This is a genomic window from Pseudomonas sp. GW823-FHT03E05, assembly GCF_058796855.1.
Genome location: NZ_JBXAJB010000008.1, coordinates 109,490 through 133,623 on the forward strand (window position 1 = coordinate 109,490; position 24,134 = coordinate 133,623).

General features: G+C 64.1%; 16 protein-coding genes. 9 read left to right on the forward strand and 7 right to left on the reverse strand.

Features of this window, described 5'->3' with window-relative positions; genetic code table 11:
• The first annotated feature begins 151 nt into the window (after positions 1-151).
• The 5 genes from AC1RCO_RS27345 (at position 152) to AC1RCO_RS27365 (ending at position 12,623) form a co-directional block, all read left to right on the forward strand.
• Positions 152-1,876, forward strand: coding sequence for a ShlB/FhaC/HecB family hemolysin secretion/activation protein (locus AC1RCO_RS27345; protein WP_492618232.1), 1,725 nt, complete (start codon positions 152-154; stop codon positions 1,874-1,876).
• Positions 1,877-1,980: 104 nt separating this feature from the next.
• Positions 1,981-6,939, forward strand: coding sequence for a hemagglutinin repeat-containing protein (locus tag AC1RCO_RS27350; RefSeq protein ID WP_492618233.1), 4,959 nt, complete (start codon positions 1,981-1,983; stop codon positions 6,937-6,939).
• A gap of 202 nt (positions 6,940-7,141) precedes the next feature.
• Positions 7,142-7,768, forward strand: coding sequence for a response regulator transcription factor (locus AC1RCO_RS27355; RefSeq protein ID WP_019096116.1), 627 nt, complete (start codon positions 7,142-7,144; stop codon positions 7,766-7,768).
• A gap of 43 nt (positions 7,769-7,811) precedes the next feature.
• Positions 7,812-9,554: a response regulator gene (locus AC1RCO_RS27360; RefSeq protein WP_492618234.1), complete on the forward strand. Its 1,743-nt coding sequence runs from the start codon at positions 7,812-7,814 to the stop codon at positions 9,552-9,554.
• 120 nt (positions 9,555-9,674) lie between these two features.
• The gene (locus AC1RCO_RS27365) at positions 9,675-12,623 is read left to right on the forward strand and encodes an HD domain-containing phosphohydrolase (RefSeq protein ID WP_492618235.1); all 2,949 of its coding nucleotides are present in this window, start codon (positions 9,675-9,677) and stop codon (positions 12,621-12,623) included.
• Between the two features lie 5 nt (positions 12,624-12,628).
• On the opposite strand, the gene AC1RCO_RS27370 is transcribed toward AC1RCO_RS27365, so the two are convergent.
• Together AC1RCO_RS27370 and AC1RCO_RS27375 are read right to left on the reverse strand one after the other, a co-directional pair.
• Positions 12,629-13,111 (reverse strand): GAF domain-containing protein, encoded by a 483-nt coding sequence (locus AC1RCO_RS27370; RefSeq protein ID WP_011062515.1) that lies wholly within the window; start codon positions 13,109-13,111, stop codon positions 12,629-12,631.
• Positions 13,108-13,998 (reverse strand): ATP-binding protein, encoded by an 891-nt coding sequence (locus AC1RCO_RS27375; RefSeq protein WP_019092871.1) that lies wholly within the window; start codon positions 13,996-13,998, stop codon positions 13,108-13,110. Before AC1RCO_RS27375 ends, AC1RCO_RS27370 begins: the two co-directional genes overlap by 4 nt.
• Before the next feature lie 165 nt (positions 13,999-14,163).
• On the opposite strand from AC1RCO_RS27375, the gene AC1RCO_RS27380 reads away from it, so the two are divergent.
• Positions 14,164-16,485 carry a hybrid sensor histidine kinase/response regulator gene (locus AC1RCO_RS27380; protein WP_011062517.1) on the forward strand — a complete coding sequence of 774 codons (2,322 nt, stop codon included), beginning with the start codon at positions 14,164-14,166 and terminating at the stop codon, positions 16,483-16,485.
• On the opposite strand, the gene AC1RCO_RS27385 is transcribed toward AC1RCO_RS27380, so the two are convergent.
• From AC1RCO_RS27385 to msrB, 3 genes are all read right to left on the reverse strand, one after another.
• Positions 16,469-16,930, reverse strand: coding sequence for a MarR family winged helix-turn-helix transcriptional regulator (locus AC1RCO_RS27385; RefSeq protein WP_065365481.1), 462 nt, complete (start codon positions 16,928-16,930; stop codon positions 16,469-16,471). The genes AC1RCO_RS27380 and AC1RCO_RS27385 overlap by 17 nt on opposite strands.
• On the reverse strand, positions 16,927-17,412 hold the full coding sequence (locus AC1RCO_RS27390) for a glutathione peroxidase (protein ID WP_011062519.1): 486 nt from the start codon (positions 17,410-17,412) through the stop codon (positions 16,927-16,929). Before AC1RCO_RS27390 ends, AC1RCO_RS27385 begins: the two co-directional genes overlap by 4 nt.
• A gap of 104 nt (positions 17,413-17,516) precedes the next feature.
• Positions 17,517-17,909, reverse strand: a complete 393-nt coding sequence (gene msrB, locus AC1RCO_RS27395; RefSeq protein ID WP_011062520.1) for a peptide-methionine (R)-S-oxide reductase MsrB — start codon at positions 17,907-17,909, stop codon at positions 17,517-17,519.
• A 224-nt stretch (positions 17,910-18,133) separates the two neighbouring features.
• On the opposite strand from msrB, the gene AC1RCO_RS27400 reads away from it, so the two are divergent.
• Both AC1RCO_RS27400 and htpX read left to right on the forward strand, forming a co-directional pair.
• The gene (locus AC1RCO_RS27400; protein ID WP_011062521.1) at positions 18,134-19,345 is read left to right on the forward strand and encodes a pyridoxal phosphate-dependent aminotransferase; all 1,212 of its coding nucleotides are present in this window, start codon (positions 18,134-18,136) and stop codon (positions 19,343-19,345) included.
• A 301-nt stretch (positions 19,346-19,646) separates the two neighbouring features.
• Positions 19,647-20,534: a protease HtpX gene (htpX, locus tag AC1RCO_RS27405; protein ID WP_015636531.1), complete on the forward strand. Its 888-nt coding sequence runs from the start codon at positions 19,647-19,649 to the stop codon at positions 20,532-20,534.
• 63 nt (positions 20,535-20,597) lie between these two features.
• On the opposite strand, the gene AC1RCO_RS27410 is transcribed toward htpX, so the two are convergent.
• Positions 20,598-21,266 carry a thiopurine S-methyltransferase gene (locus AC1RCO_RS27410; protein ID WP_011062523.1) on the reverse strand — a complete coding sequence of 223 codons (669 nt, stop codon included), beginning with the start codon at positions 21,264-21,266 and terminating at the stop codon, positions 20,598-20,600.
• 102 nt (positions 21,267-21,368) lie between these two features.
• On the opposite strand from AC1RCO_RS27410, the gene AC1RCO_RS27415 reads away from it, so the two are divergent.
• On the forward strand, positions 21,369-22,136 hold the full coding sequence (locus AC1RCO_RS27415) for a DODA-type extradiol aromatic ring-opening family dioxygenase (RefSeq protein ID WP_019092872.1): 768 nt from the start codon (positions 21,369-21,371) through the stop codon (positions 22,134-22,136).
• Between the two features lie 91 nt (positions 22,137-22,227).
• Here the strand turns inward: AC1RCO_RS27415 and AC1RCO_RS27420 are convergent, their stop codons facing one another.
• A complete protein-coding gene (locus AC1RCO_RS27420) occupies positions 22,228-23,901 on the reverse strand; it encodes a DEAD/DEAH box helicase (RefSeq protein ID WP_011062525.1) in 1,674 nt (557 codons plus the stop codon).
• Between the last annotated feature and the right edge of the window lie 233 nt (positions 23,902-24,134).

Sequence of the window (24,134 nt, forward strand, 5' to 3'; positions counted from 1 at the left end):
ACTTCCGAGCACTTGAGCACTGAACCTCAGATATAGATATCGAAGGTATTTAGCGTTCACAGGGCAGAACTAAAAGCGACGCCACTAGTTGAGCCTCATACCCGGCTTTCCGAGTGCCTGTCACTTCGTCTTATTACAGTAAGGATGCCAAGTGCCCTATTCATTACGCACTGACCGCTCCCTTCTCCCCCACACCAGCACTTGGTGCCTGGGACTGCTGCTGGGCCTGACGTACCTGACGCCGGCCCTGGCCGATAACCTGCAACCGGGCCAGGAAGCCCTGCGCCTGCAGCAACAACAGCAACGGGACCTGCAACAACTGCAACTGGAACAGCGCCAGCGGCAGATGCAGCGCGGCAGTTTCAGCAGCACCCCGGCGGCCCCCAGCCAACCTGCGCAGACTGCCAGCGACGAGCGCTGCTGGCCCCTGAGCGGCACCCGCATCGGCGGCGTCAGCCTGTTCGACAAGGCCCGGCTCAATGACTACATCAAGCCGTATGTCGCGCCGTGCATGGGGGCCAACCAGATCAACCAGCTGCTGGCGGCCATCACTCGCCTCTATGTAGAGGCCGGCTACATCGCCAGCCGCCCTTACCTGGCCAGCACTCCGGCGGCCGGGCACAGCCTGGATATCCTGGTAGAGGAAGGCTACGTCGAAGCCATCGAACTGGCCGACCAGAGCCTGCCGGTGTCCCTGCGCGGCGCTTTCCCGGGCATGCTCGGCAAGCCCCTGTACCTGCGGGACCTGGAGCAGGGCCTGGATCAACTGAACCGCCTGCGCTCCCTGGACCTGACCGCCGACATCGCCCCCGGCAGCCAGCCCGGGGCCTCGCGGATCATCCTGCGCTCGCGCAGCAGCGCCGCACGCTGGGGCCTGGGCCTGGGGGTGGACAACCTGGGCAGCGCCGGCACCGGGCGTGACCGGCAGTCGATCAACCTCAACCTCGACAGCCCGTTGCAGATCAACGATGCGCTGAACCTGAACTACAGCGACACCCTCAACCACGGCCCGCGCTACAGCCGCAGCAGCAGCCTGTTCTACTCGGTGCCCTACGGCTACTGGACCTACAGCCTGTTCGCCAGCCATGCCGAATACCGCGCGCCGCTCAAGCTGCCCCGCACCACCTTGTACAACAGCGGGCGTACCGACATGGTCAGCGGCCGCGCCGACCGGGTGCTGTGGCGCGACCAGAGCCACCAGCTCAGCGCCAACCTGCAACTGGCCTACAAGGATGTGGACAGCTACCTGCAGAAGGCCCACCTGCAGATCCAGAGCCCGACCCTGACCGTGGCCGAAGCCGGGCTCAACCTGTTCTGGCTCGACAGCGCAGTGTGGAACCTGGATGTCAATTACGCCCAGGGCCTGACCTGGTTCGGCGCCGACCGCGACTCGCAGCAGGTACAGCGCAAACTGCCCCAGGCGCAGTTCCGCAAATACCGCGCCGGCCTCAGCCAGTGGCGCAACGGCCAGCTGGGCACCCAGCGCTGGCAGTGGCAGAGCCAGCTCTCGGCGCAGTACAGCCCGGACCCGCTGCCGGCCATCGAACAACTGCTGGGCACCGACGATTCGGCGGTGCGCGGCTATCGCATCAACAGTGCTTCCGGCGCCATTGGCGCGGTATGGCGCAACACCCTGCGCCTGCCGCTCGACAACGACCTGCCGGTCAAGATCACCCCGCGCCTGGGCCTGGACAACGGCTGGATCAAGGCCGAGCACGGCGCCCGGAGCCGGCAGCTGAGCGGTGCCAGCTTGGGGCTCAACCTGAGCTGGAAAAAACTCCAGGTCGACCTGGACTACCAACGCAGCCTCAACACCCCAGAAGGTTTCCGAACGGAGCCGGAAGTCTGGCTGGCCAGGTTCAGCCTGCAGATTTGACCCGACCGCCGATTAGCCTGAATCAACCGACGAACCTGAGCATCACGCGCCGTTGCCCCCTTAGAAAGCAACGCCCGGCTCACCCCACTCAGAACGAGGTTCTCATGCCTGACAACACTCACAGGTTCCACCTTTCGCCCCAGGGCACATTGCGCTGGACCATCGCCGGCCTGCTGCTGGTCTCCCATCTGCCCCTGGCCCTGGCCGGCGGGATCACCGTGGCCGAGGGGCCCGGCGGCATCCCCCAACTGCAAAACCAGGGTGGCGTACCCATCGTCAACATCGTCGCGCCCAATGCCGGCGGCCTGTCCCACAACCAGTTCCTGGACTACAACGTCGGGCAACAGGGCGTGGTACTGAACAACGCCTTGCAGGCCGGGCAGTCGCAACTGGCCGGGCAACTGGCGGCCAACCAGCAGTTCCACGGCCAGGCGGCCAGCGTGATCCTCAACGAGGTGATCAGCCGCAATGCCTCGCAACTCAATGGTGCCCAGGAGATCTTCGGCCGCGCCGCCGACTTCGTGCTGGCCAACCCCAATGGCATCTCGGTCAATGGCGGCAGCTTCATCAACACCCCCAATGCCAGCCTGGTGGTGGGCCGCCCGGAACTCCAGGACGGCAAGCTGCAAGGGCTCAACACCCAGGATGCCCACGGCCAGTTGGCTATCCAGGGCGGTGGCCTGCGCAACGCCGAGGGTTCGATCAATCTGATCGCCCCGCGCATCGACAGCCAGGGTGCCCTCAAGGCCCGGGACCAGTTGAATGTCACCGTCGGTCGCAACCAGCTGGACTACCCCAGCGGCCAGGTGCGTAACGTCGACCCGGCAAGCCGCACCCAGGAGCAGCGCATCGACGCCAGCCTGTTCGGTGCCATGCAGGCCGGGCGGATCAATATCGTCAGCACCGCCGAAGGTGCCGGAGTGCGTGTCGGCGCCGTCCAGGTGGACGGCCACGACGGGGTCAAGCTGAGTTCCGCCGGTGACCTGGACATCCGTGGCCAGGCCGTGGACAACAGCCTCGACGCGATCCGTGCCGGGGTCAGCAGCCAGGGCGACATCGAGCTGCACGGAGCCAAGGACCTGACCCTGGCCGCCACCGATGTCAGTGGCCGCAACGTCAAGCTCGACGCCGGGCGCAACCTGACCCTGAGCAGCATCGAAAGCCGCAAGCTCCAGGAAAAACGCCAGCAATGGGAAAACAGCACCATCGGCATCACCTGGGAAACCTACGACAGTACCCACACCGACAGCGACAGCCGCCAGCACGGTAACAAGGTCGTCGCCCGGCAGGATGCCGAGCTGAATTCCGGCGCCAGCACCCAGATCCAGGGCAGCAGCGTCGAGGCCGGCAATCGCCTGGGCGCCCAAAGCGGCGGCGACCTGCGCCTGACCGCTGCCACCGAGACCCACACCCAGCGTGACCAGGGCCAGCATCGCAAGCACCTGTGGAAGGAAAACTGGGACAACGCCAGCAGCGAGCAGCGCACCGTCACCAGCCAGCTCAAGAGCGGCAAGCAGCTGGAACTGACCAGCCAGCAGACACTGCAACTGCAGGGCGCCGAGTTGCACAGCCAGGGCGACATCCTGCTGAGCGCCAAGGACGTCGACATCACCAGCGCCAGCCGCCAGCAGAGCCAGAGCAACCAGCGCTACTCCGGCGACCTGGTGGGCGGTGGCTTCTTCGGCAAGAACGCCGACGGCGACCAGGGCAAGACCCAGAACCAGGGCAGCAAGGTCAACGCCGACGGCAAGCTGATCGTGCGCGCCGACAGCGTACGCATCAGCGGCAGCCAGGCCCGCGGCGGCACCGAGGCCAGCGTCATCAGTGACAAGGGCGCGCTGACCATCGACGGCGTGCGGGACACGTCCCACAGCAATAACCACAGCAAGGACAGCAAGTTCTTCGGCATTGCCAAGGACGAGAGCCGCCAGCAGAACAAGGGCAGCACCACGGTCGGCAGCCAGTTGCGCTCGGACAGCAACCTCAAGTTGCAGAGCGCCGAGGACCTGACCGTCAGCGGCTCCCAGGTCGCCGCAGCAGGGGCACTGGACGCCAGCGCCAAGGGCACGATCAAGGTCGCGGCCGCCGAAGACACCCAGCACGACAGCAGCAGCACCCAGAAGCGCGGCTTCGACGCCTACGCCAAGGAAAATGCACCGGGCACCGGCCAATATCGGGCCGGGGTGCGCTACCAGGATCAGCAGCGCAACGACAGCAGCGACAGCACCCGGCAACAGGCCTCCAGCCTCACCGGCGGCACCCTGGCGGTCACTGCCGGCGAAGATCTCAAGGTGCAAGGCAGCGACCTTGCGGCCACGGCCGGCGATGCCAGCCTGAGCGGCAAGCATGTGCAGTTGCTGGCCGCAGACACCACAACCGAGAAGCACAGCGACAGCACCACCACCGGCGGCGGCTTCTATTACACCGGCGGCCTGGACCGGGCCGGCAACGGCGTGGAAGTGGCGCACAACAGCAGCCAGGACAGCAGCAGCAAGAGCACCGCGCAAACCAGCAACATCGGCGCCAGCGGCAACCTGACCATCAACGCCGGCAACCGCCTGACCACCGAAGGGGCCCAGGTCAAGGCTGGCGGTACCCTGCAGGTCAACGCCGGCGAGGTGGTGAACAAGGCCGCCCGCAACAGCGAAACCAGCCACCACCAGGACAACAACTGGGCAGTGGATGTCGGCGCCAACGTCGAATACAAGGGCGTCACCCGGCCGATCGAGAAGGCCATCCAGGGCGTGGCCCAACGCAAGTTCCATCAACCGGGAGTACTCGATGCCCTGGAACAGCCCAACGTCGGGCTGGACGTGGACGTCAGCCACCAGAACCGCCAGCTGGACAGCAGCAGCGGCACCGCGGTGGTCAGCCAGTTGAGCGGTGGCCAGGTCGAGGTCAAGGTCAAAGGCCAACTGCAGGACCAGGGCACCCAGTACCGTGCCACTGATGGCGCGGTGAAAATCAGCGCCGACAGCCTGCTGGCCAGCGCCGCCAGCAACAGCACCAGCAGCAGCGAACAGGCCCTGGATGCCAAGGCCGGCGTGCGGGTCTACACCAATACCGGCGAGGACCTGAACATTCGCGGCAGCGGCGCCGGTGGAAGCAGTACCGTCACCAGCAGCAAGGACCAGGCCCAGGTCGGCAGCTACAACGCCAGCCAGGGCGTGGACATCCAGCTGGCCGGCGACGGGCGCTTCGAAGGCAGCCAGTTCAATGGCGGCCAGGGTGGCGTGAAGCTCAAGAGCGGCGGTGAACTGGCGCTGAACCAGGCCAATGACCGCCAGAGCAGCAGCAACTCCAGCCTGCGTGGCGACGCCTCGCTGACCCTGGGCACCACCCCGGGCAGCAACGGCAGCAACCTCAACCTGGGTGCCGGTGTCCAGCTGGACCACAAGAGCCTGGAGCAGCAGGACAGCCAGGCGCGGGTTGCCAGCATCCAGGGCCAGGGCCCGGTACAGCTCGACAGCGGCGCCAACCTGACGCTGCAAGGCACGCAGATCGGCAACGCGGCACGGCCTACCGGCGATATCCGCCTGGACGCTGGCGGCAAGCTGGACCTGCAAGCCGCCGTGGACACCCACACCAGCCAGGGCAGCAACCTGGGTGGCGGGCTCACCGCCGGTGCCAGTAAAACCAGCAGCGAGCAAAGCAGCGGCAAGAGCGCCAACCTCAGCGCCAACTTCAACATTGGCCGGGTCTCTGAAAACGACCAGAGCCAGCGCGGCGCGCAACTCTACAGCCAGGGCCAGGTCCTGCTGGGCAGCGCCGCCACCGGCGACGACGCGATTCACTTGCAGGGCACCCGGATCGATGCCGGCAAGGTCGTCCTGGATGCGGCCCAGGGCGGCATCTTCCAGGAGTCGGCGCACTCTACCCAGGCCCATGACAACTGGGGCCTGACCCTGGGCGCCGGTGGCAGCATGGGCAAGACCACCCTGGCCGATGCCAGCGAGCACGACTCGCCGAAAATCGACCGCGGGATCAACGCCCGGGCCAAGATCGACGTCGACCAGCGCCAGAGCACCACCCAGCACAACAGCCTGATCAAGGCCGACCAGGTGGTCCTCAACAGCGCCGGCAACGTGCATCTGGCCGGGGCCAACATCGACGCGCAACGGGTCGACGGAGCCATCGGTGGCCGCCTCGACATCGAAAGCCGCCAGGACCGCCTGCGCAGCACCCAGGTCAATATCGACGCCAAGCTGGAGGTGGCGAAGAACCAGCCCGGGCTGGTGGACAAGCTGGCCAAGCCGGCCGGCCCGCTCAAGGACGACCTGAAGGCCAAGGCCGAGAAAGGCTTCGACAAGCACCGCGAGAAACTGGAGAACGCCGTGGACAAGGGCGTCGACAAACTCGGCTCGGCCAAGGACAGCGTGGTCGCCCAGGCCAGCAACGCCAAGGAGCGCCTGGGCGAGAAGCTCAGCCGCAGCGGCAGCTACGACGTCAACCCCGAGCCCCGTGGCGCCTTTGGCAACGGTGTGGACAAGGCCAAGAGCTACCTGGCCGACAAGGCCGACGCCGTGGGCAATGGCTTCTCCAGCCTCAAGGAACGCTTCTGGCCGAAAACCAGCGACAGCTACTCGGTCAGCGAGAAGAACACCACCGGCAGCAAGGTGGCCAACACCGCTGAAGGCGTACTGTTCGGCGACAAGAGCGGCAACACCTCCTACACCCCGACCTTGAACCTGGGCTTGAGCCATGTTGGCAAGGACAGTGTGGAGCAGGCCTCGGGCATCCTTGGCCAGCAAGGGGTGAACCTGCGGGTCAGCGGTGAAACCACGCTCACCGGTGCACGCATCGGTGCCAGCGAGGGCCGGGTCGACCTGGGGGGCTCCAAGGTCACCAGCAACGCCCTGGCCGGCTCGGACTACCGTGTCGACGCCGGGCTCAACCTGTCCAAGTCACCGGTCAACCTGGCCCTGGGCGCCGGTAGCGAGCTGACCCGCAAACAGGACGAGGCCACCAGCAAGGACCAGGTGTTCAACCTCGGCCCGCTGCGTGTCGGCGGCCACAGCAACAGCCAGCTGCTGCAAGCCGGTATCGATCAGAAAACGCCATGAGGTCATGGCCGCCCTCCTTCCTGGGAGGGCGGCCTGGGTGCCCCACCCTGTTGAACTTCCATTAGATGCCACCCGCCTGTAATCCCTCCCCTTATTCTGTGTAAGGCGCTTCCTAGATTGCGTCTAACCGCACTTTCGCCACTTTTCCCCTCCACCAGCTGGGCTAACGTTCGGGCTTTCCATTGGTCGGCTGGAGGCCTGTATGGGCTCGGTACTAATCATTGATGATCATCCCGTGGTGCGCATGGCCATTCGTATCCTGCTGGAGCACGAGGGGTATTCGATCGTTGGTGAAACCGATAACGGCGTCGATGCACTGCAGATGGTCCGTGATTGCGAACCGGACCTGGTCATCCTCGATATCTGCATTCCCAAGCTGGACGGGCTGGAGCTGCTGGAGCGCCTCGGCAACATGCCGAGGCGCTCGCGGATCCTGGTCCTGACCGCCCAGTCCGCTGCCCTGTTCGCCAACCGCTGCATGCGCGCCGGGGCTTGCGGCTACGTCTGCAAACAGGAGGACATGAGCGAGCTGCTCAGCGCCATCAAGGCGATCTGCAGCGGCTACAACTACTTCCCCAGCCTGGCCCTGCAGGTTGACCGCAACACCCTTGGCTCGCCGCTGGAGTTGGCGCAGTTCAACTCACTCAATGACCGGGAATTGATGGTCCTGCAGCTGTTCGCCATGGGCCAGACCAACAAGGAAATTGCCGCCGGCATGTTTCTCAGCAACAAGACCGTCAGCACCTACAAGAAACGCATCATGCAGAAACTGGCGACCACCTCGATGAGTGAACTGGTGGACATGGCCAAGCGTAACGCATTGATATGAACCGCCAGCCAGCCTCTTCCCCGATGCGCCGGGTACCCTGGCCATGACCCCGGCCCTGCTGCCGATGGGCGTCGCTGCCCTGCTGTTGCTGTCGATGGCGGCCGGGCTGGGCCTGGCCTGCCTGTACCGGCAACTGCGCCAACACCGGCAACAGGTCCAGGCGCTGCAACAGACGGTGGCAACCCTGAGCACCAGCCTGCAGCAGGCCGAGCGGGCCAACCGCCTGAAAGGCCAGTTCCTCGGCCACCTTGGCCATGAGATCCGCACACCACTGAACGCCTTCATCGGCCTCCTGGAGCTGGTGCTGCAACGCACCGAGGACGGCTCAGCCAACCGTGGTTCCCTGGAGCTGGCCCTGGGTGCCGCCAGTGACCTGCGGGAGCTGCTCGGCGACCTGCTGGACATCAGCCGGATCGAGTCCGGGCAACTGCAACTGAACCCGGCCTGGACCTGCCTGAGCCACAGCGCCGAGGCAGTGCTGGGGGTGTTCCAGGCCCTGGCCCGGCAGAAGAACCTGGACCTGAGCCTGGAATTCCAGGCCCCGCCCCCCGAACCCCAGGTACTGGTAGATGGCCTGCGTTTCAAGCAGATCCTGACCAACCTGTTGAGCAATGCCCTCAAGTTCACCCGACAGGGCAAGGTGCAGGTCAAGCTGCAATTGCTGCCGGCGGCGCGCCCCGGGCACTTCGACCTGCTGCTGCGGGTGCTGGATACCGGCATCGGCATTCCCCCACAGGAGCGCCAGCGCCTGTTGCAGCCCTTCGCCCAGGTGGAACCGACCAGCCAGTCGCCACGGGACAGCAGTGGCCTCGGCCTGCCCATCAGCCATCAGCTGTGCCTGCAGATGGGGGGCAGCCTGAGCCTGCACGGCCGCACGGGCCCCGGATGCGAAGTGCAGGTCAGGCTGACCTTGCCCGGCCGCACGGCCGTCGCCCCCAGGCCCGTCGCCGCCACGCCGGCTGCTGCCCAACTGCCGCTGGATGTGCTGCTGGCAGACGATCACCCTGCCAGCCTGACCTTGCTGCAAGGGCAACTGGAGCACCTCGGGCACCGGGTCACCTGCGCCGGGAACGGGTTGCAGGCCTATCAGCTATGGCGCGAGGGCGACTTCGACCTGCTGATCGTCGACTGCAACATGCCCTTGATGAATGGCTACCAACTGGCCGAGGCCATACGCCGCAGCGAAGGCTCCGGGCCGGCGGTCAACCTGATCGGCTGCAGCGCCAGCAACGACCCGCAGACGCATCAGCGTGGCCTGGATGCCGGCATGCACGATTGCCTGTGCAAGCCCTTGGGGCTGGAGTTGCTGGGCTCACGCCTGGCGACGCTGCCCCCCCGGCCAAGGCCTGACAGTTTCAGCATCGAGGCCTTGTTCACCCTGACCCATGGCAAGCCGCAGCTTGTCCGGAGCATGCTGGAAAAACTGTCGCAGTGTTGCCGTGAGGATCGCCACCTGCTGGGGAGGATCCCGCCCGACGATTTCACCGCCCTGCTGGAGCTGGCCCACAAGATCAGGGGCTCGGCGCTGATGGTCCGGGCCACCCCCTTGCAGAACTGCTGTGAAAACCTGGAGCGGGCTTGCCTGGAACGGGCCGGGGCTACCGTCATCAGCACCGCTGTGCGCGCCCTGGACCTGGCCCTGATACGCCTTGCCCAATCCCTGCACCGACACCTCGAAGGCCAGGCTCGATCGCAACCTGCGCTGCCCCGCGAAGCAACCCGGCCTGCCTCTTGCCAGGAAAATAGCAAAAGGCCAGTATTGCCTCGCCGTCAGCCACACCCATGAAACCCGTAGCAACGGTTTCCTCGACACCCTCGGCCCCCGGTAAAGCCAAGGCAGGCAATGCCAGCCTTAACTATGCTTGGGTCCTGAGCCATGCCTCGTGTGCCTTTGGAGTGAATTGGAATGCTGAGCACCCCTGCCTTAGCACAACGCCGCTTTCCTCTGCATATCCATATCAGTGCAATGTTCACCTTGCTGTTGCTCCTGACGGGTGTGGTGCTGGGCCTCTACAACTACCAGCAGACCACGCGGCTGATCCTCGACAGCAGTGAAAAGCTTTTCCAGCGCATCGAGCTGGATGTACGCAGCGACGTCAAGGCCACCTACGATCCCATGCGCCATCTGCTCAGCCTGCTGGCGGGCTCGCCGGCGGCCCAGGCGGCGAACCTGGAAGACCGGCTGACCCTGCTGCGGCCTTTCAGCCAGGCCCTGCTGGACAACCCGGACCTGGCTTCGCTGTACCTGGGCTACGCCAATGGCGATTTCTTCATGGTGCGGCCACTGCGCAATCCGCAGATCCGCGAAAGGCGCCAGGCCCCGCAGAACAGCGCCTACGAGGTGTGGAGCATCGAACGCGACTCGCGCACCGGCCAAGTCCATTCCCAATCGCTGTTCTATGACCCCGCGCTGGTATTGATCGACCGCCTGGAGCACCCCGACGAGCGCTACGACCCACGTAACCGCGACTGGTTCTCCAGCGCCCGGGGCGACGCCGACCAGATCACTACCCGCCCCTATGTGTTCTTTTCCACCCAGAACGTCGGCACCACCCTGGCCCGGCACAGCGGCAAGATGGCCGTGATCGCCGCCGACCTGACCCTGGAACAGCTGTCCTCGACCCTGGCCAAGCACCGCGTCACACCCTCCACCGAGGTTGCCCTGCTGGATGACCAGGGCAACGTCGTGGCCTACCCGGACAGCCAGAAGCTGCTGCCGGAACAACGCAGTGCGCGACTGGTCAAGGCGAACGACCTGAGCCCGGCGCTCGCTGCCCTGATGCGTGGCCAGACCGAAGGCGGCCATCTGCAGGCCCAGGGGCGCAGCTGGATTGTCGCCAGCGGCCATATCGCCGAGGGTGGCCCCGGCGGCTTGCAGTTGGCGCTGCTGGTGCCCGAGGACGAACTTCTGGCCGACGCCTATCGCCTGCGCTGGCAAGGCGCGCTGATCACCCTCACCACCCTGCTGCTGTGCCTGCCCCTTGGTTGGCTGATCTCCCGGGTCCTGGTACGGCCGCTGCACGCCCTGGTGCAGGAGGCCGACGCGATCCGCAGTTTCGATTTCGACTATCCGGTTTCCCGGCGTTCACCGGTGCTGGAAGTTGATCAACTGAGCATCTCGATGGCGCGGATGAAAGACACCCTGGCGAGCTTTTTCGAGATCAACGCCAGCCTGTCCGCCGAAACCCGTTTCGACCCGCTGCTGCAACGGGTGCTGTTCGAGACCGTGAAGATCGCCCAGGCCCAGGCCGGCCTGATCTACCTCTGTGAAAGCAAGGGCACGCGCCTGGAGCCCCATGGGCTGATCATCGATGGCCAGCCCCAGGACATGAGGCAGTTCCCCATCGGCTCCCGGGAACTGGCGGACAGCCGGACTCCCGAGTGGCTGAGCCAGCTGACCCACAACGACAGCGTGGTCACCACCCTGGGATTCGATCAGGCCGCGGACCTGCAGAGCGTGTTGCTGGCCCTCGACAGCCCCAGTGCGCACCTGGTGGGCATCCGCCTGCGCAACCGGCACAACGAAACCATAGGCATGCTCCTGCTGTTCCTGGTGGACAGCGGCGCCGAGGCCGACCTGGACAAACTCAGCCCGGACCGCATCGCCTTTATCCAGGCTGTGTCCGCCACCGCCGCCCTGTGCATCGAGAGCCAGCGCCTGCAGAACAAGCAGAAACAGTTGCTGGATGCCTTTATCCAGTTGCTGGCCGGGGCCATCGACGCCAAGAGCCCCTACACCGGCGGCCACTGCCAGCGGGTACCGGCCTTGACCCTGATGCTGGCCGAGGCGGCCGCCGCCAGCCAGGACCCGCGATTCGCTGCCTACCAGCCCGGCGAGGACGAGTGGGAAGCCTTGCACATCGCCGCCTGGCTGCACGACTGCGGCAAGGTCACCACCCCGGAATACGTGGTGGACAAAGCCACCAAGCTGGAAACCCTGAACAACCGCATCCACGAAATCCGCACCCGCTTCGAGGTGCTCAAGCGCGACGCCTGGATCGACTACTGGCGCGCCCTGGCCCTGGGCGGCGACGAACAGCCTCTTGCCGCCGAGCGCGAGGCCCGGCTGCTGGCCCTGGACGATGACTTCGCCTTTGTCGCCCGCTGCAACATGGGCACCGAATTCATGGCCGAGGCCGATCAGCAGCGCCTGCAGCGCATCGCCCAACGCACCTGGAGCCGGACCCTGGACGATCGCCTGGGGGTTTCCTGGGAGGAGAACCAGCGCCAGGAACGCACCCCGGCGCCGAGCCTGCCGGTGCTGGAACCGCTACTGGCGGACAAGCCCGAACACCTGCTGGAGCGCAGCGCCACGGAAGTCATGGCGGCGGACAACCCCTGGGGCTTCAAACTGCAGGTGCCCAGCCACAAGTACAACCGTGGTGAGCTGTACAACCTGAGCATTGCCCGGGGCACGCTGACGGCCGAAGAACGCTATGTGATCAATCACCACATCGTGCAGACCATCATCATGCTCGAGCACCTGCCCTTCCCCAGCCACTTGCAGAACGTGGCGGAGATCGCCGGCGGCCACCACGAGAAGATGGACGGCACCGGCTACCCCAAGCAGCTCAAGCGCGAACAGATGAGCCTGCCCGCGCGGATGATGGCCATCGCCGACATCTTCGAGGCCCTGACGGCGGCAGACCGCCCCTACAAAAGGGGCAAGACCCTGAGCGAGGCGCTGAACATCATGGCCATGATGTGCCGCGATGCCCATATCGATCCCGAGCTGTTCGAACTGTTCATCCAGCAGCGGATCTACCAGCGCTACGCGGAGCGTTTCCTGACGCCGCAACAGGTCGACCCGGTGGACCAGGATTCACTGCTCAAGAAGGCGGGCTTGAGCACCTGAGGGCTTCAGCAGTCGCTCAGGCGCAGAAAGATCGCCGCCAGTTGCTCGATTCCCGCCTGGTCGGCAACACCGAAGCGCGCCAGCTTCGGGCTGTCCAGGTCGAGCACGCCGATCAACCTGCCGTCCTTGACCAGCGGCACCACCAGCTCGCTGTTGGAGGCGCTGTCACAGGCAATGTGCCCGGCAAAGGCGTGCACATCTTCCACCCGCTGGGTCTGCAGAGTCGCCGCCGCGGTACCGCAGACGCCGCGGCCAAACGGAATCCGCACGCAGGCGATCTGCCCCTGGAACGGCCCGAGCACCAGCTCCTGGTTGCGGTTGAGGTAGAACCCCGCCCAGTTCAGGTCCTCCAGCTGGCTATAGAGGAAGGCTGAGAACTGCGCGGCGTTGGCGATGAAATCACGCTCATCGGCCAGCAGCGACTCCAACTGCGCGCACAGCAGCCCGTAACCGTCCAGGCCTTGGCCGGCGCTTTGCAAATCGATCATGCTTTTTGCTCCAACAACTGCAGGCCCACCCAATAGCGGGCAAATTGATAGGCACAACGGCCATTGCGGTTGCCCCGGCCGGTGGCCCAGCGTACCGCGAGGATGTCCAGTTCTTCGTCACGCTGCCAGTCGAGGCCGGCCTTGCGCGCCAGTTCGCCGATCCAGTGCTCCACCACGTTGAGGAAGTGCTCCTGGGTGAAGGGATAGAACGACAGCCACAGGCCGAAACGGTCCGACAGGGCGATCTTGTCTTCCACGGCTTCACTGGGATGCAGCTCGCCGTCGACGCGCTTCCAGTTCTCGTTGTCGCTTTCCTTTTCCGGCACCAGGTGCCGGCGGTTCGAGGTGGCGTACAGCAGCACGTTCTCCGGGGCCTGCTCCAGGGAGCCGTCGAGCACGCTCTTGAGCACCCGGTAATCGCCCTCGCCGGCCTCGAACGACAGGTCATCGCAGAACAGCACGAAACGCTGGGGCAGCTTGACCAGCTGTTCCACCACCCGCGGCAGGTCCGCCAGGTGGTCGCGCTCGATCTCGATCAGCCGCAGGCCGCCCTTGGCGTGCTCGGCCAGCAGGGCCCGTACCAGGGAAGACTTGCCAGTGCCACGCGAACCCCAGAGCAGGGCATGGTTGGCTGGCAGGCCGTCAAGGAACTGCTGGGTGTTGCGCGCCAGTTGCTCACGCTGCTTGTCGACCCCGATCAGGTCGCTCAGGCGCATGTCCAGGCTGACTTCCAGCGGCAGCAGGAAACCGCTGCGCCCTTCACGCTGCCAGCGGGCCGCCAGGCACTGATTCCAGTCGATGGGCTGGCGCAGGGTGGGCAACAAGGGTTCAATCCGCGCCAGAACCGCATCGGCACGTTCAAGAAATGCATTCAATCGAGCATCCACGACTTTTCCTCAGGCACGTTCAAGGTAATGATGCGGCACACAGAGCAAACGCAATCCCGATCAAGGGGTCTATCGCTTTATCAGCTGCTGCCCGGCCAGCCCGGCAACCAAAAATGATCAGCTATGCTTGCGCAGCGAAGGGAAACGAAAGTGGTTCAACCCCCCATGGATATCAAGTTCACCAACCGCCTGTCCTATAAACAGGCCCGGCTCACCGTGCTGGTGGGTTTCATTCTGGGGACCGCGCTCAGTCTGCTGCAAATCGGCATCGATTATGCCAGCGAAGACGCCTCCATCAATCGTGAAATCCAATCGCTGCTGGAAATCAGCCACAATCCGGCCTCGCGCATCGCCTACAACATCGACGCCGAGCTGGCCCAGGAATTGACCCTGGGCCTGCTGCGCTCCCCGGCGATCATTCGCGCGCAATTGATCGACAACAACAATACCCTGCTGGCCAACGTCGAACGGCCACCGCAACAGAGCCGCTATCGGGCCATCAGCGACTTCCTGTTCGGCGCCGATCGCCAGTTCGAGGATCGCCTGTATCTGAGCCACCTGCCGGAGGAGTCCCTCGGCACCCTGCACCTGGATGTGGATACCTACGCCTTCGGCAGCCGTTTCCTGCGGCGTGCCGAAGTCACCCTGATCAACGGGTTCGCCCGCAGCCTGATCCTCACCGGGATTCTCCTGGCGCTGTTCTACGTGATGCTGACCAAGCCCTTGGTGCGGGTGATCCGCGAGCTCAGCAGCCGCGACCCGCGCAGCCCGAAACAGGCCAAGCTGGACTTTCCCCATGGCCACGAGAACGACGAGGTCGGGGTGCTGGTCAAGGTGGCCAACCAGCAGTTCGACATCATGGCCACCGAGATCCAGCAGCGACGCAACGCCGAAAACCGCCTGACCGAATACCTCGGGCAGCTGGAGAACATCGTCTCGGCCCGCACCACCGAGCTCAAGGCCAGCAATGCCCGGCTCAGCCAGTCCAACGAGGAACTGGAGATCGCCCGGCGCACTGCCCTGGACATGGCCCAGGCGCGGGCGGCGTTTCTGGCCAACATGAGTCACGAGATTCGCACCCCGCTCAATGGCCTGCTGGGGATGATCGCGCTGTCCCTGGACAGCCCGCTGAACCCCGAGCAGCGCCAGCAGCTGTCGATTGCCCATGACTCCGGCAAGGTCCTGGTGGAATTGCTCAACGATATTCTCGACATGTCCAAGTTCGACGCCGGGCAACTGGAGCTGGAGCGAATTCCCTTCGATCTCGGGGTACTGGTGGAGGACACCGCCAACCTGCTGTCGCAAAACGCCGCGGCCAGCGTGGAGCTGGCCTGCCTGATCGCCCCGGACTTCCCCGCCCTGGTACTGGGGGACCCGACCCGAGTGCGGCAGATCGTCAGCAACCTGCTGTCCAACGCCCTCAAGTTCACCCGTTTCGGCCGCGTCGATGTGCGCCTGAGCACCCTGGGCGACGGGGTGCGCATCGAGATCTGCGACACCGGCATCGGCATCGCCCAGGAAGCCCAGGTGCGCATCTTCCAGCCCTATACCCAGGCCGGCGCCGGCATCACTCGCCAATACGGAGGCACCGGCCTGGGCCTGGCCCTGACCTACAACCTCTGCGAAGCCATGGACGGCCGCCTGAGCATCAGTTCGGAAGTCGGCTTCGGCAGCCAGTTCTGCGCCGACCTGCCTCTGCCCTGCCACACTCCGGCCGCCCCGCCGCCGGCGCTGGCCGGGAAGATCATCGCCATCACCGAGGCCGGCAGCGGCCTCGCCGAGCTGCTGGCCAGCCTGCTGCCCAGTTGGGGCCTGAGCTATCAGCGCTGTGATATCGAGGATTCCCTGGCCGGCCTCGACCCCGACCTGCTGATCACCGACTGCCCGGAATGCCTGTTCGGCCTGCGCCCGGCGATCCGCGCGCCAATCCTGCTGGTGACCGCCTATGGCAGCTTCCTGCCCAGCGAAGAGGCCAACGCCCTGGCGCCGCTGCAACAGCAGGCCCGGCCCCTGGCGCGCAATGCGTTGTATCAGACCCTGCGACGCTCGTTGCTGGGGGAAACCATCACCCTCAACGACGCCCAGCTGGAAATGCCGGTGCAACGGCGCCGGGCGGACATTCTGCTGGTGGAGGACAACCCGGTGAACCAACTGGTGGCCAAGGGCATGCTGAGCAAGCTCGGCTGCGCGGTGACCGTGGCCGCCCATGGCGCCGAAGCCCTCAACCAGTTGGAGCTGCATCGTTTCGATCTGGTGCTGATGGACTGCAACATGCCGGTCATGGATGGCTACGAAGCCAGCCGGCAGATCCGGCGCAGCGGGCGCTGGCCGGATCTGCCGATCATCGCCCTGACTGCCAACGCCATGCCCGAGGAGCGTGAACGCTGCCGCGCCGCCGGCATGAGCGACTACCTGGCCAAACCGTTTCGTCGCGAAGAATTGATCGCCCTGCTCGACCTCTGGGTGCCGACTACGACAAAGCTTTGATCTGCTGCAGCAATTGATCCAGGCCCTCGCGCAGCTGATCGAGGTTGTCCAGATCGATCCCGCTGTCGCACAGCAGCGCCGCCTTCAGCGGCGGCACCTGCTCACGCAGCGCCAGGCCGCGCTCGCTCAAGCTCAAGTGCACCTCGCGCTCGTCGCGCCCGGACCGCTGGCGCTGCACCAGTTGCAACTGCTCCAGACGCTTGAGCAACGGGGTCAGGGTCCCGGAATCCAGGGCCAGGCGCTCGCCCAGGGCCTTGACCGTCGGCAGGGACGGAGGCGTTGCCTGCCATTCCCACAGCACCAGCATCACCAGGTACTGCGGGTAGGTCAGGCCCAGGCGGTCGAGCATCGGCTTGTAGCCACGGACCACCGCCCGCGAGGCGGCGTACAGCTTGAAGCACAGCTGGGAATCGAGTTTCAGTGAATCCATGGACAGGTCGTTCATTTGAGCAGGGCTTCGATCTCGCGGCTCAGGTCCTGGGGTTTGGTTGCCGGAGCGAAACGCTTGACCAGCTTGCCGTCCTGGCCGATCAGGAACTTGGTGAAGTTCCACTTGATGCCTTGGGAGCCGAGCACGCCGGGTGCGCGCTTTTTCAACTGCGCGAACAGTGGATGGGCCCCGGCGCCATTGACCTCGACCTTCTTGAACAGCGGGAAACTCACACCGTAGTTGAGCTCGCAGAACTCGGAGATCGCCCCTTCGTTGCCTGGTTCCTGCTTGCCGAACTGGTTGCAGGGAAAGCCCAATACCACCAGCCCCTGGTCCTTGTAGGTCTGCCACAGCTCTTCGAGCCCCTTGTATTGCGGGGTGAAGCCGCACTTGCTGGCAGTGTTGACCACCAGCACGGCCTTGCCGGCGAAGTCCGCCAGGGTCTTTTGTTCACCCTTGATGGTGGTGCAGGGAATGGTCAGCAGTGAGTCGGTCATGACGGCAACTCCATGTGTGGAAGTAAGAGGCAGAAAAATAGCGCTCAATTAAATTGCATGCAATTTAATTGAGCAAAAGGCGATTCCGAAGAATCGCCAACCGGTCAGCGCGGCACCAGGTCCAGGCACACCGAGTTGATGCAGTAACGCAGGCCGGTGGGCGGCGGGCCGTCCGGGAACACGTGGCCCAAGTGCGCGTCGCACTTGGCGCAGACCACTTCGGTACGGATCATGCCGTGGCTCATGTCACGGATCTCCACCATGGCGCTGTCGGCAATGGGCTCGTAGAAACTCGGCCAGCCACACCCGGAATCGAACTTGGCCTTGGAATCGAACAGCGGCTCATTGCAGCAGATGCAGTGATAGACCCCATCGGTCTTGGTGCCGTTGTACTTGCCCGAGAAGGGCCGTTCGGTGCCCTTGAGCCGGCAGACGTTGTACTGCTCCGGGTCGAGCATCGACCGCCATTCTTCCAGGGTTTTTTCCAGCTTTTCCATGGTCCTTCCTCTGCAACGGAAAAAGCCCGATCTGTGTCTTTTCCACGGATCGGGCGGCACGTATGATTGCGCCTCGTCAGACGCCAGTCTGGCAGCCGCGTTACACCCATTCAAACGGATTTTGCCGCAGCCGGTGCGGGTTACAGGCCGGTGTGACACGGCAGGATTCCCAGTACGGTAGTTCATCCTCCGCCTGGATCGTTCATTTTCGGGAACACATCGCCATGCAGGTCAGCAAATCGAACAAGCTCGCCAACGTCTGTTATGACATACGCGGCCCAGTGCTCAAGCACGCCAAACGTCTGGAAGAGGAAGGCCACCGCATCCTCAAGCTGAATATCGGCAACCCGGCGCCCTTTGGTTTCGAAGCGCCGGACGAAATTCTCCAGGACGTGATCCGCAACCTGCCCACTGCCCAGGGCTACAGCGACTCCAAGGGCCTGTTCAGTGCCCGCAAGGCGGTGATGCAGTACTACCAGCAGAAGCAGGTGGAAGGCATCGGTATCGAAGACATCTACCTGGGCAACGGTGTTTCCGAGCTGATCGTGATGGCCATGCAGGCCCTGCTCAACAACGGCGACGAAGTGCTGGTGCCGGCCCCCGACTACCCGCTGTGGACCGCCGCGGTGAGCCTGGCCGGCGGCAACCCGGTGCACTACCTGTGCGACGAGCAGGCCAACTGGTGGCCGGACCTGGCCGACATCAAGGCCAAGATCACCCCGAACACCAAGGCCCTGGTGATCATCAACCCGAACAACCCCACCGGCGCCGTCTACCCCAGGGAAGTACTGCTGGGCATGCTGGAGCTGGCCCGCCAGCACAACCTGGTGGTGTTCTCGGACGAGATCTACGACAAGATCCTCTACGATGACGCCGTGCACATCTGCACCGCCTCGCTGGCCCCGGACCTGCTGTGCCTGACCTTCAACGGCCTATCCAAGTCCTATCGGGTAGCCGGTTTCCGTTCCGGTTGGGTGGCCATTTCCGGTCCCAAGCAGCACGCCCAGAGCTACATCGAAGGCATCGACATGCTGGCCAACATGCGCCTGTGCGCCAACGTGCCCAGCCAGCACGCCATCCAGACCGCACTGGGCGGCTACCAGAGCATCAACGACCTGGTGCTGCCCCCGGGCCGCCTGCTGGAACAGCGCAACCGCACCTGGGAACTGCTCAACGACATTCCCGGAGTCAGTTGCGTCAAGCCCATGGGCGCGCTGTATGCCTTCCCGCGGATCGACCCGAAGATCTGCCCGATCCACAACGACGAGAAGTTCGTCCTCGACCTGCTGCTCTCGGAAAAGCTCCTGGTGGTGCAAGGCACGGCCTTCAACTGGCCATGGCCGGATCACTTCCGCGTCGTGACCCTGCCGCGGGTGGATGACCTGGAGCAGGCCATTGGTCGGATCGGCAGCTTCCTCAAGTCCTACCGCCAGTAACGGAAAAATCGCAGTGCGATCCTTCTCTGGGCGCACTGCGATTAATTCAGCAACACATCTTCACTGCCCTGCTCCACTCCCCTTCTATAAGCTTGCACTTTCCGTCCTGCCCACTGTCACACGTCTGCACCGCAGCCGGGTGGCGGCCGCCCTGGCGTTGGCTCATGGCGTTGAACTACAAGCGTCTAGACCCGGCCTGTGCGACACAGTTTGAAATAGAAGCCGTATTGAATAGGCGGTTGCCGCACCTTATATACCCCGCAGTACGCTACATCTTTAGCTTGAGGAGATTTCTACAACCATGATGCGAATCCTGCTGTTTTTGGCCACTAACCTTGCGGTCGTGCTGATTGCCAGCATCACCCTGAGCCTTTTCGGCTTCAACGGGTTCATGGCGGCCAATGGGGTTGATCTGAACCTCAATCAGCTGCTGATTTTCTGTGCGGTCTTCGGTTTTGCCGGTTCGCTGTTCTCGCTGTTCATCTCCAAGTGGATGGCGAAGATGAGCACCAGCACGCAGATCATCACCCAACCTCGCACCCGCCATGAGCAATGGTTGCTGCAGACCGTCGAGCAACTGTCCCGCGAAGCGGGCATCAAGATGCCCGAAGTGGGTATTTTCCCAGCCTATGAGGCCAACGCCTTTGCCACCGGCTGGAACAAGAATGATGCGCTGGTAGCCGTCAGCCAGGGCCTTCTGGAACGTTTTTCGCCCGATGAAGTGAAAGCCGTGCTGGCCCACGAGATCGGCCACGTCGCCAACGGTGACATGGTGACCCTGGCACTGATCCAGGGTGTGGTGAACACTTTCGTGATGTTCTTCGCACGGATCATCGGCAACTTCGTCGACAAGGTGATCTTCAAGAACGAAGAAGGCCAGGGCATCGCCTACTACGTGGCGACCATCTTCGCCGAACTGGTTCTGGGTATCCTGGCCAGCGCCATCGTCATGTGGTTCTCGCGCAAACGCGAATACCGCGCCGACGAAGCCGGCGCCCGCCTGGCCGGCACCAACGCGATGATCGGCGCGCTGCAGCGCCTGCGTTCGGAACAGGGCCTGCCGGTGCACATGCCCGACACCCTGAATGCCTTCGGCATCAACGGTGGCATCAAGCAGGGCCTGGCTCGCATGTTCATGAGCCACCCTCCGCTGGAAGAGCGTATCGAGGCCCTGCGTCGTCGCGGCTGATCCAGTGCAAGGCAATACCCAAAAGGGCGACGCAAGTCGCCCTTTTGCTTGGCCGCCAAAAACCTATCTCGCGGCACCCTGCTTGCTCAGGCGATAGACCCTCTCCACCAGCCGGGTCACGCCACCCTGGAGAAACTTCCAGCTCTCGCCAAGAATGTCGCGCTCCGTTTCTACCTGCAGTTGCCAGACGCCCCCCAGACGTTGCCGGACCTCATCGTCGAGCACCGCAAATGGCGGGCCGTCCAACTGCTCCTGGGCGTAATCCATTGTGATCAGCAGCCCCTTGCTGCCATTCGGCAACAGGCCATTGAGGTGAGCGGCATAGCGCTGTCGCATGGGCGAGGGCAAGGCAATCATGGCTGCACGGTCATACAGGGCCGTGCAATCAGCGGTGTCCTCGGCGGTCAGGGCAAAGAAATCACCGCACCAGAGCTCAATGGGCCCGTGGGCGTAGACCTTGAACACCCCGTGCTGGCTGATCTGCGGCTGCAACTGGTGCTCACGAAAGAAATCCTCCACCGCCTTTTCCGCCAGTTCGATGCCCAGTACCTCGAACCCTTGGTCGGCAAGCCAGATCAGGTCCAGGCTCTTGCCGCACAAGGGCACCAGCACGCGGCTTTGCGCCGCCAGGCCCAAGGCCGGCCAGTACTGCTGCAGGTAAGGGTTGACCTCTGCCAGGTGAAAGCCGATCTGATCGCGCTCCCAGCGCTTTTGCCAAAAGTCCGCTTGCATGAGAAGTCCTTAAAATTCGATCAAAAAGCGCTAAAACTTATATTAGATTTAGATCATTGATCTGATTGAAGATGGCGCATCTTAACCTTCAGGAGCCTCTTCATGCTTCCCAGCCTGTTCATCTCCCACGGCTCTCCCATGCTGGCGCTGGAACCCGGCGCCAGCGGCCCGGCCCTGGCTCGCCTGGCAGCCGAGCTGCCCCGGCCCAGGGCGATCCTGGTGGTCTCGGCCCACTGGGAAAGCTCCGATCTGCGGGTCAGTTGCAACCCGCACCCGGAAACCTGGCACGACTTTGGCGGCTTCCCCGCCGCGCTGTTTGCCGTGCAATACCCGGCCCCGGGCGATCCGGAACTGGCAGCCCAGGTGGTGGAGCTGCTCCAGGCCGAAGGCCTGCCCGCCCAACTGGACAGCCAGCGCCCCTTCGACCACGGCACCTGGGTACCGCTGTCGCTGATGTACCCGCAGGCGGACATCCCGGTGGTCCAGCTGTCGCTGCCCAGCCGCCTGGGCCCGGCCCTGCAGACCCGTATCGGCCATGCCCTCGCGGGCCTGCGGGAACAGGGCGTGTTGCTGATCGGCTCCGGCAGCATCACCCACAACCTGCGGGACCTGGACTGGCACGCTGGCCCGGAAAGCGTCGAACCCTGGGCCAAGGCCTTTCGCGACTGGATGATCGACAAGCTGGCGGCCGATGACCAGGCGGCCCTGCATGACTACCGCCAGCAGGCACCGAATGCCGTGCGCAGCCACCCCAGTGATGAACACCTGCTGCCGCTGTATTTCGCCCGGGGCGCCGGTGGCAAATTCAGCGTGGCCCACCAGGGCTTCACCCTGGGCGCCCTGGGCATGGACATCTACCGATTTGGCTGATGGCCGCCAGCTCCAAGGCAAATGACTGGCAAAAAAAATCCCCGAACCAGTCGGGGATTTTTTATGCCTGATCAATCAGCCCAGGGGCCGATCAATCTTCGCGATAGCGACGCAGCTTCAGCTGCTTGCCGGCAACGCGAGTGTCCTTGAGCTTGGTCAGCAGACGGTCCAGACCGTCCTCCGGCAGCTCGACCAGGCTGAAGCTGTCACGCACCTGGATGCGGCCGATAGCTTCACGGGCCAGGCCGCCTTCATTGAGGATCGCGCCCAGAAGGTTCTTGGCAGCGATGCCGTCACGGGCACCCAGCGCGGTACGGCAGCGTGCACGACCTTCGCCCAGAGGCATTGGCGCGCGACGCTCACGGTCACCACGATCAGGACGGTCACCGGAACGCTCGGGACGATCGCCACGTGGGGCGCTGTTGGGCACCAGTGGACGCTCTTTCTCGATCGCGGCCAGGTTCAGCGCTTGACCGTTGGTAGCCTTGCGCAGCAGGGCTGCGGCCAGGGCACGCGGGCTGCAACCGATGTCGGCGGTCAGGCGATCAAGCAGATCACCGTGGGTCGCTTCAGCATCAGCCACCAGCGGCGACAGGCTGTTGGTCAGCTTCTTGATGCGGGCATCGAGAACGGCTTGGGCGTCCGGCAGGCGAACTTCGGCAACCTTCTGACCGGTTACACGCTCGATCACTTGCAGCATGCGGCGCTCACGTGGAGTCACCAGCAGCAGCGCGCGGCCTTCGCGACCGGCACGGCCGGTACGGCCGATACGGTGCACGTAGGATTCCGGGTCGTACGGCATGTCCACGTTGAATACGTGGGTGATGCGCGGTACGTCCAGACCACGGGCGGCTACGTCGGTCGCCACAACGATGTCCAGGCGGCCATCCTTGAGGGAGTCGATCACGCGCTCACGCTGGTTCTGGGCGATGTCGCCGTTCAGCGCAGCGGCTTTGTAGCCTTTGGCTTCCAGGGCACTGGCCAGGTCCAGGGTCGCTTGCTTGGTGCGCACGAACATGATCAGGGCGTCGAAATCTTCAACTTCCAGCAGGCTCAGAACGGCAGAGGTCTTCTGGTCGGCGTGAACCAGCAGGTGAGCCTGCTCGATCGCGGTGACGGTCTGGGTCTTGCTCTGGATCTTGACGTGTTTCGGGTCCTTCAGGTGACGCTCGGCGATGGCCCGGATCGACTGCGGCAGGGTGGCCGAGAACAGTACGGTCTGGCGGGTCTCCGGCATGGCCTTGAAGATCACTTCCAGGTCATCCATGAAGCCCAGCTTGAGCATCTCGTCGGCTTCGTCGAGAACCAGGTGGTTCACGGTGGCCAGGACTTTTTCGTCGCGACGCAGGTGGTCGCACAGACGGCCCGGAGTGGCGACAACGATCTGTGCGCCATTACGGATTGCTTTCAGTTGTGGGCCCATCGGCGCACCGCCGTAGACGGCCACAACAGTCACGCCCGGCATTTGCTTGGCGTAGGTTTCGAAAGCGGTTGCTACTTGCAGCGCCAACTCACGGGTTGGGGCCAGGATCAGAGCTTGCGGCTCGCGCTTGGACGGATCAATGCGGTGCAGGATAGGCAGGGCAAAGGCAGCGGTCTTACCGGTACCGGTTTGCGCCTGACCAATCATATCGTGACCGGCAAGGATGATCGGGATCGACTGCTGCTGAATAGCCGAAGGCTCTTCATAGCCGGTAGCGACTACTGCAGCGACAATATTGGGATGAAGTTCAAGAGCGGCGAAGCCGCCGATTTCCTGGGTCATGGGTCTGCCTCTAAGTGCATCCGCAAAGACCCATGCTCCAAAGCTGCGCATGCCGTGTAAGACTCAAGAGTCACCCTGGCAGCTTTGTCGGCGGGGATTTGCGAAAACGATTGGATGAATGGATCGTCAAGGATAGTCCGCGCAGCGGACAAGCAGCCGAAGCTGACTTCGGGGAATTGCATTACCTAAACGTGGCCCGGCTAAAGGCCGGCGCGCACTATACCGGAATTACT

What these genes read in the sequence shown, in the direction of transcription:
- AC1RCO_RS27350 (WP_492618233.1), top strand. Translation starts at nt 1,981, where the DNA reads ATGCCTGACAACACTCACAGGTTCCACCTTTCGCCCCAGGGCACATTG.
- AC1RCO_RS27355 (WP_019096116.1), top strand. Translation starts at nt 7,142, where the DNA reads ATGGGCTCGGTACTAATCATTGATGATCATCCCGTGGTGCGCATGGCC.
- AC1RCO_RS27360 (WP_492618234.1), top strand. Translation starts at nt 7,812, where the DNA reads ATGACCCCGGCCCTGCTGCCGATGGGCGTCGCTGCCCTGCTGTTGCTG.
- AC1RCO_RS27365 (WP_492618235.1), top strand. Translation starts at nt 9,675, where the DNA reads ATGCTGAGCACCCCTGCCTTAGCACAACGCCGCTTTCCTCTGCATATC.
- AC1RCO_RS27370 (WP_011062515.1), bottom strand. Translation starts at nt 13,111, where the DNA reads ATGATCGATTTGCAAAGCGCCGGCCAAGGCCTGGACGGTTACGGGCTG.
- AC1RCO_RS27380 (WP_011062517.1), top strand. Translation starts at nt 14,164, where the DNA reads ATGGATATCAAGTTCACCAACCGCCTGTCCTATAAACAGGCCCGGCTC.
- AC1RCO_RS27385 (WP_065365481.1), bottom strand. Translation starts at nt 16,930, where the DNA reads ATGAACGACCTGTCCATGGATTCACTGAAACTCGATTCCCAGCTGTGC.
- AC1RCO_RS27390 (WP_011062519.1), bottom strand. Translation starts at nt 17,412, where the DNA reads ATGACCGACTCACTGCTGACCATTCCCTGCACCACCATCAAGGGTGAA.
- msrB (WP_011062520.1), bottom strand. Translation starts at nt 17,909, where the DNA reads ATGGAAAAGCTGGAAAAAACCCTGGAAGAATGGCGGTCGATGCTCGAC.
- AC1RCO_RS27400 (WP_011062521.1), top strand. Translation starts at nt 18,134, where the DNA reads ATGCAGGTCAGCAAATCGAACAAGCTCGCCAACGTCTGTTATGACATA.
- htpX (WP_015636531.1), top strand. Translation starts at nt 19,647, where the DNA reads ATGATGCGAATCCTGCTGTTTTTGGCCACTAACCTTGCGGTCGTGCTG.
- AC1RCO_RS27410 (WP_011062523.1), bottom strand. Translation starts at nt 21,266, where the DNA reads ATGCAAGCGGACTTTTGGCAAAAGCGCTGGGAGCGCGATCAGATCGGC.
- AC1RCO_RS27415 (WP_019092872.1), top strand. Translation starts at nt 21,369, where the DNA reads ATGCTTCCCAGCCTGTTCATCTCCCACGGCTCTCCCATGCTGGCGCTG.
- AC1RCO_RS27420 (WP_011062525.1), bottom strand. Translation starts at nt 23,901, where the DNA reads ATGACCCAGGAAATCGGCGGCTTCGCCGCTCTTGAACTTCATCCCAAT.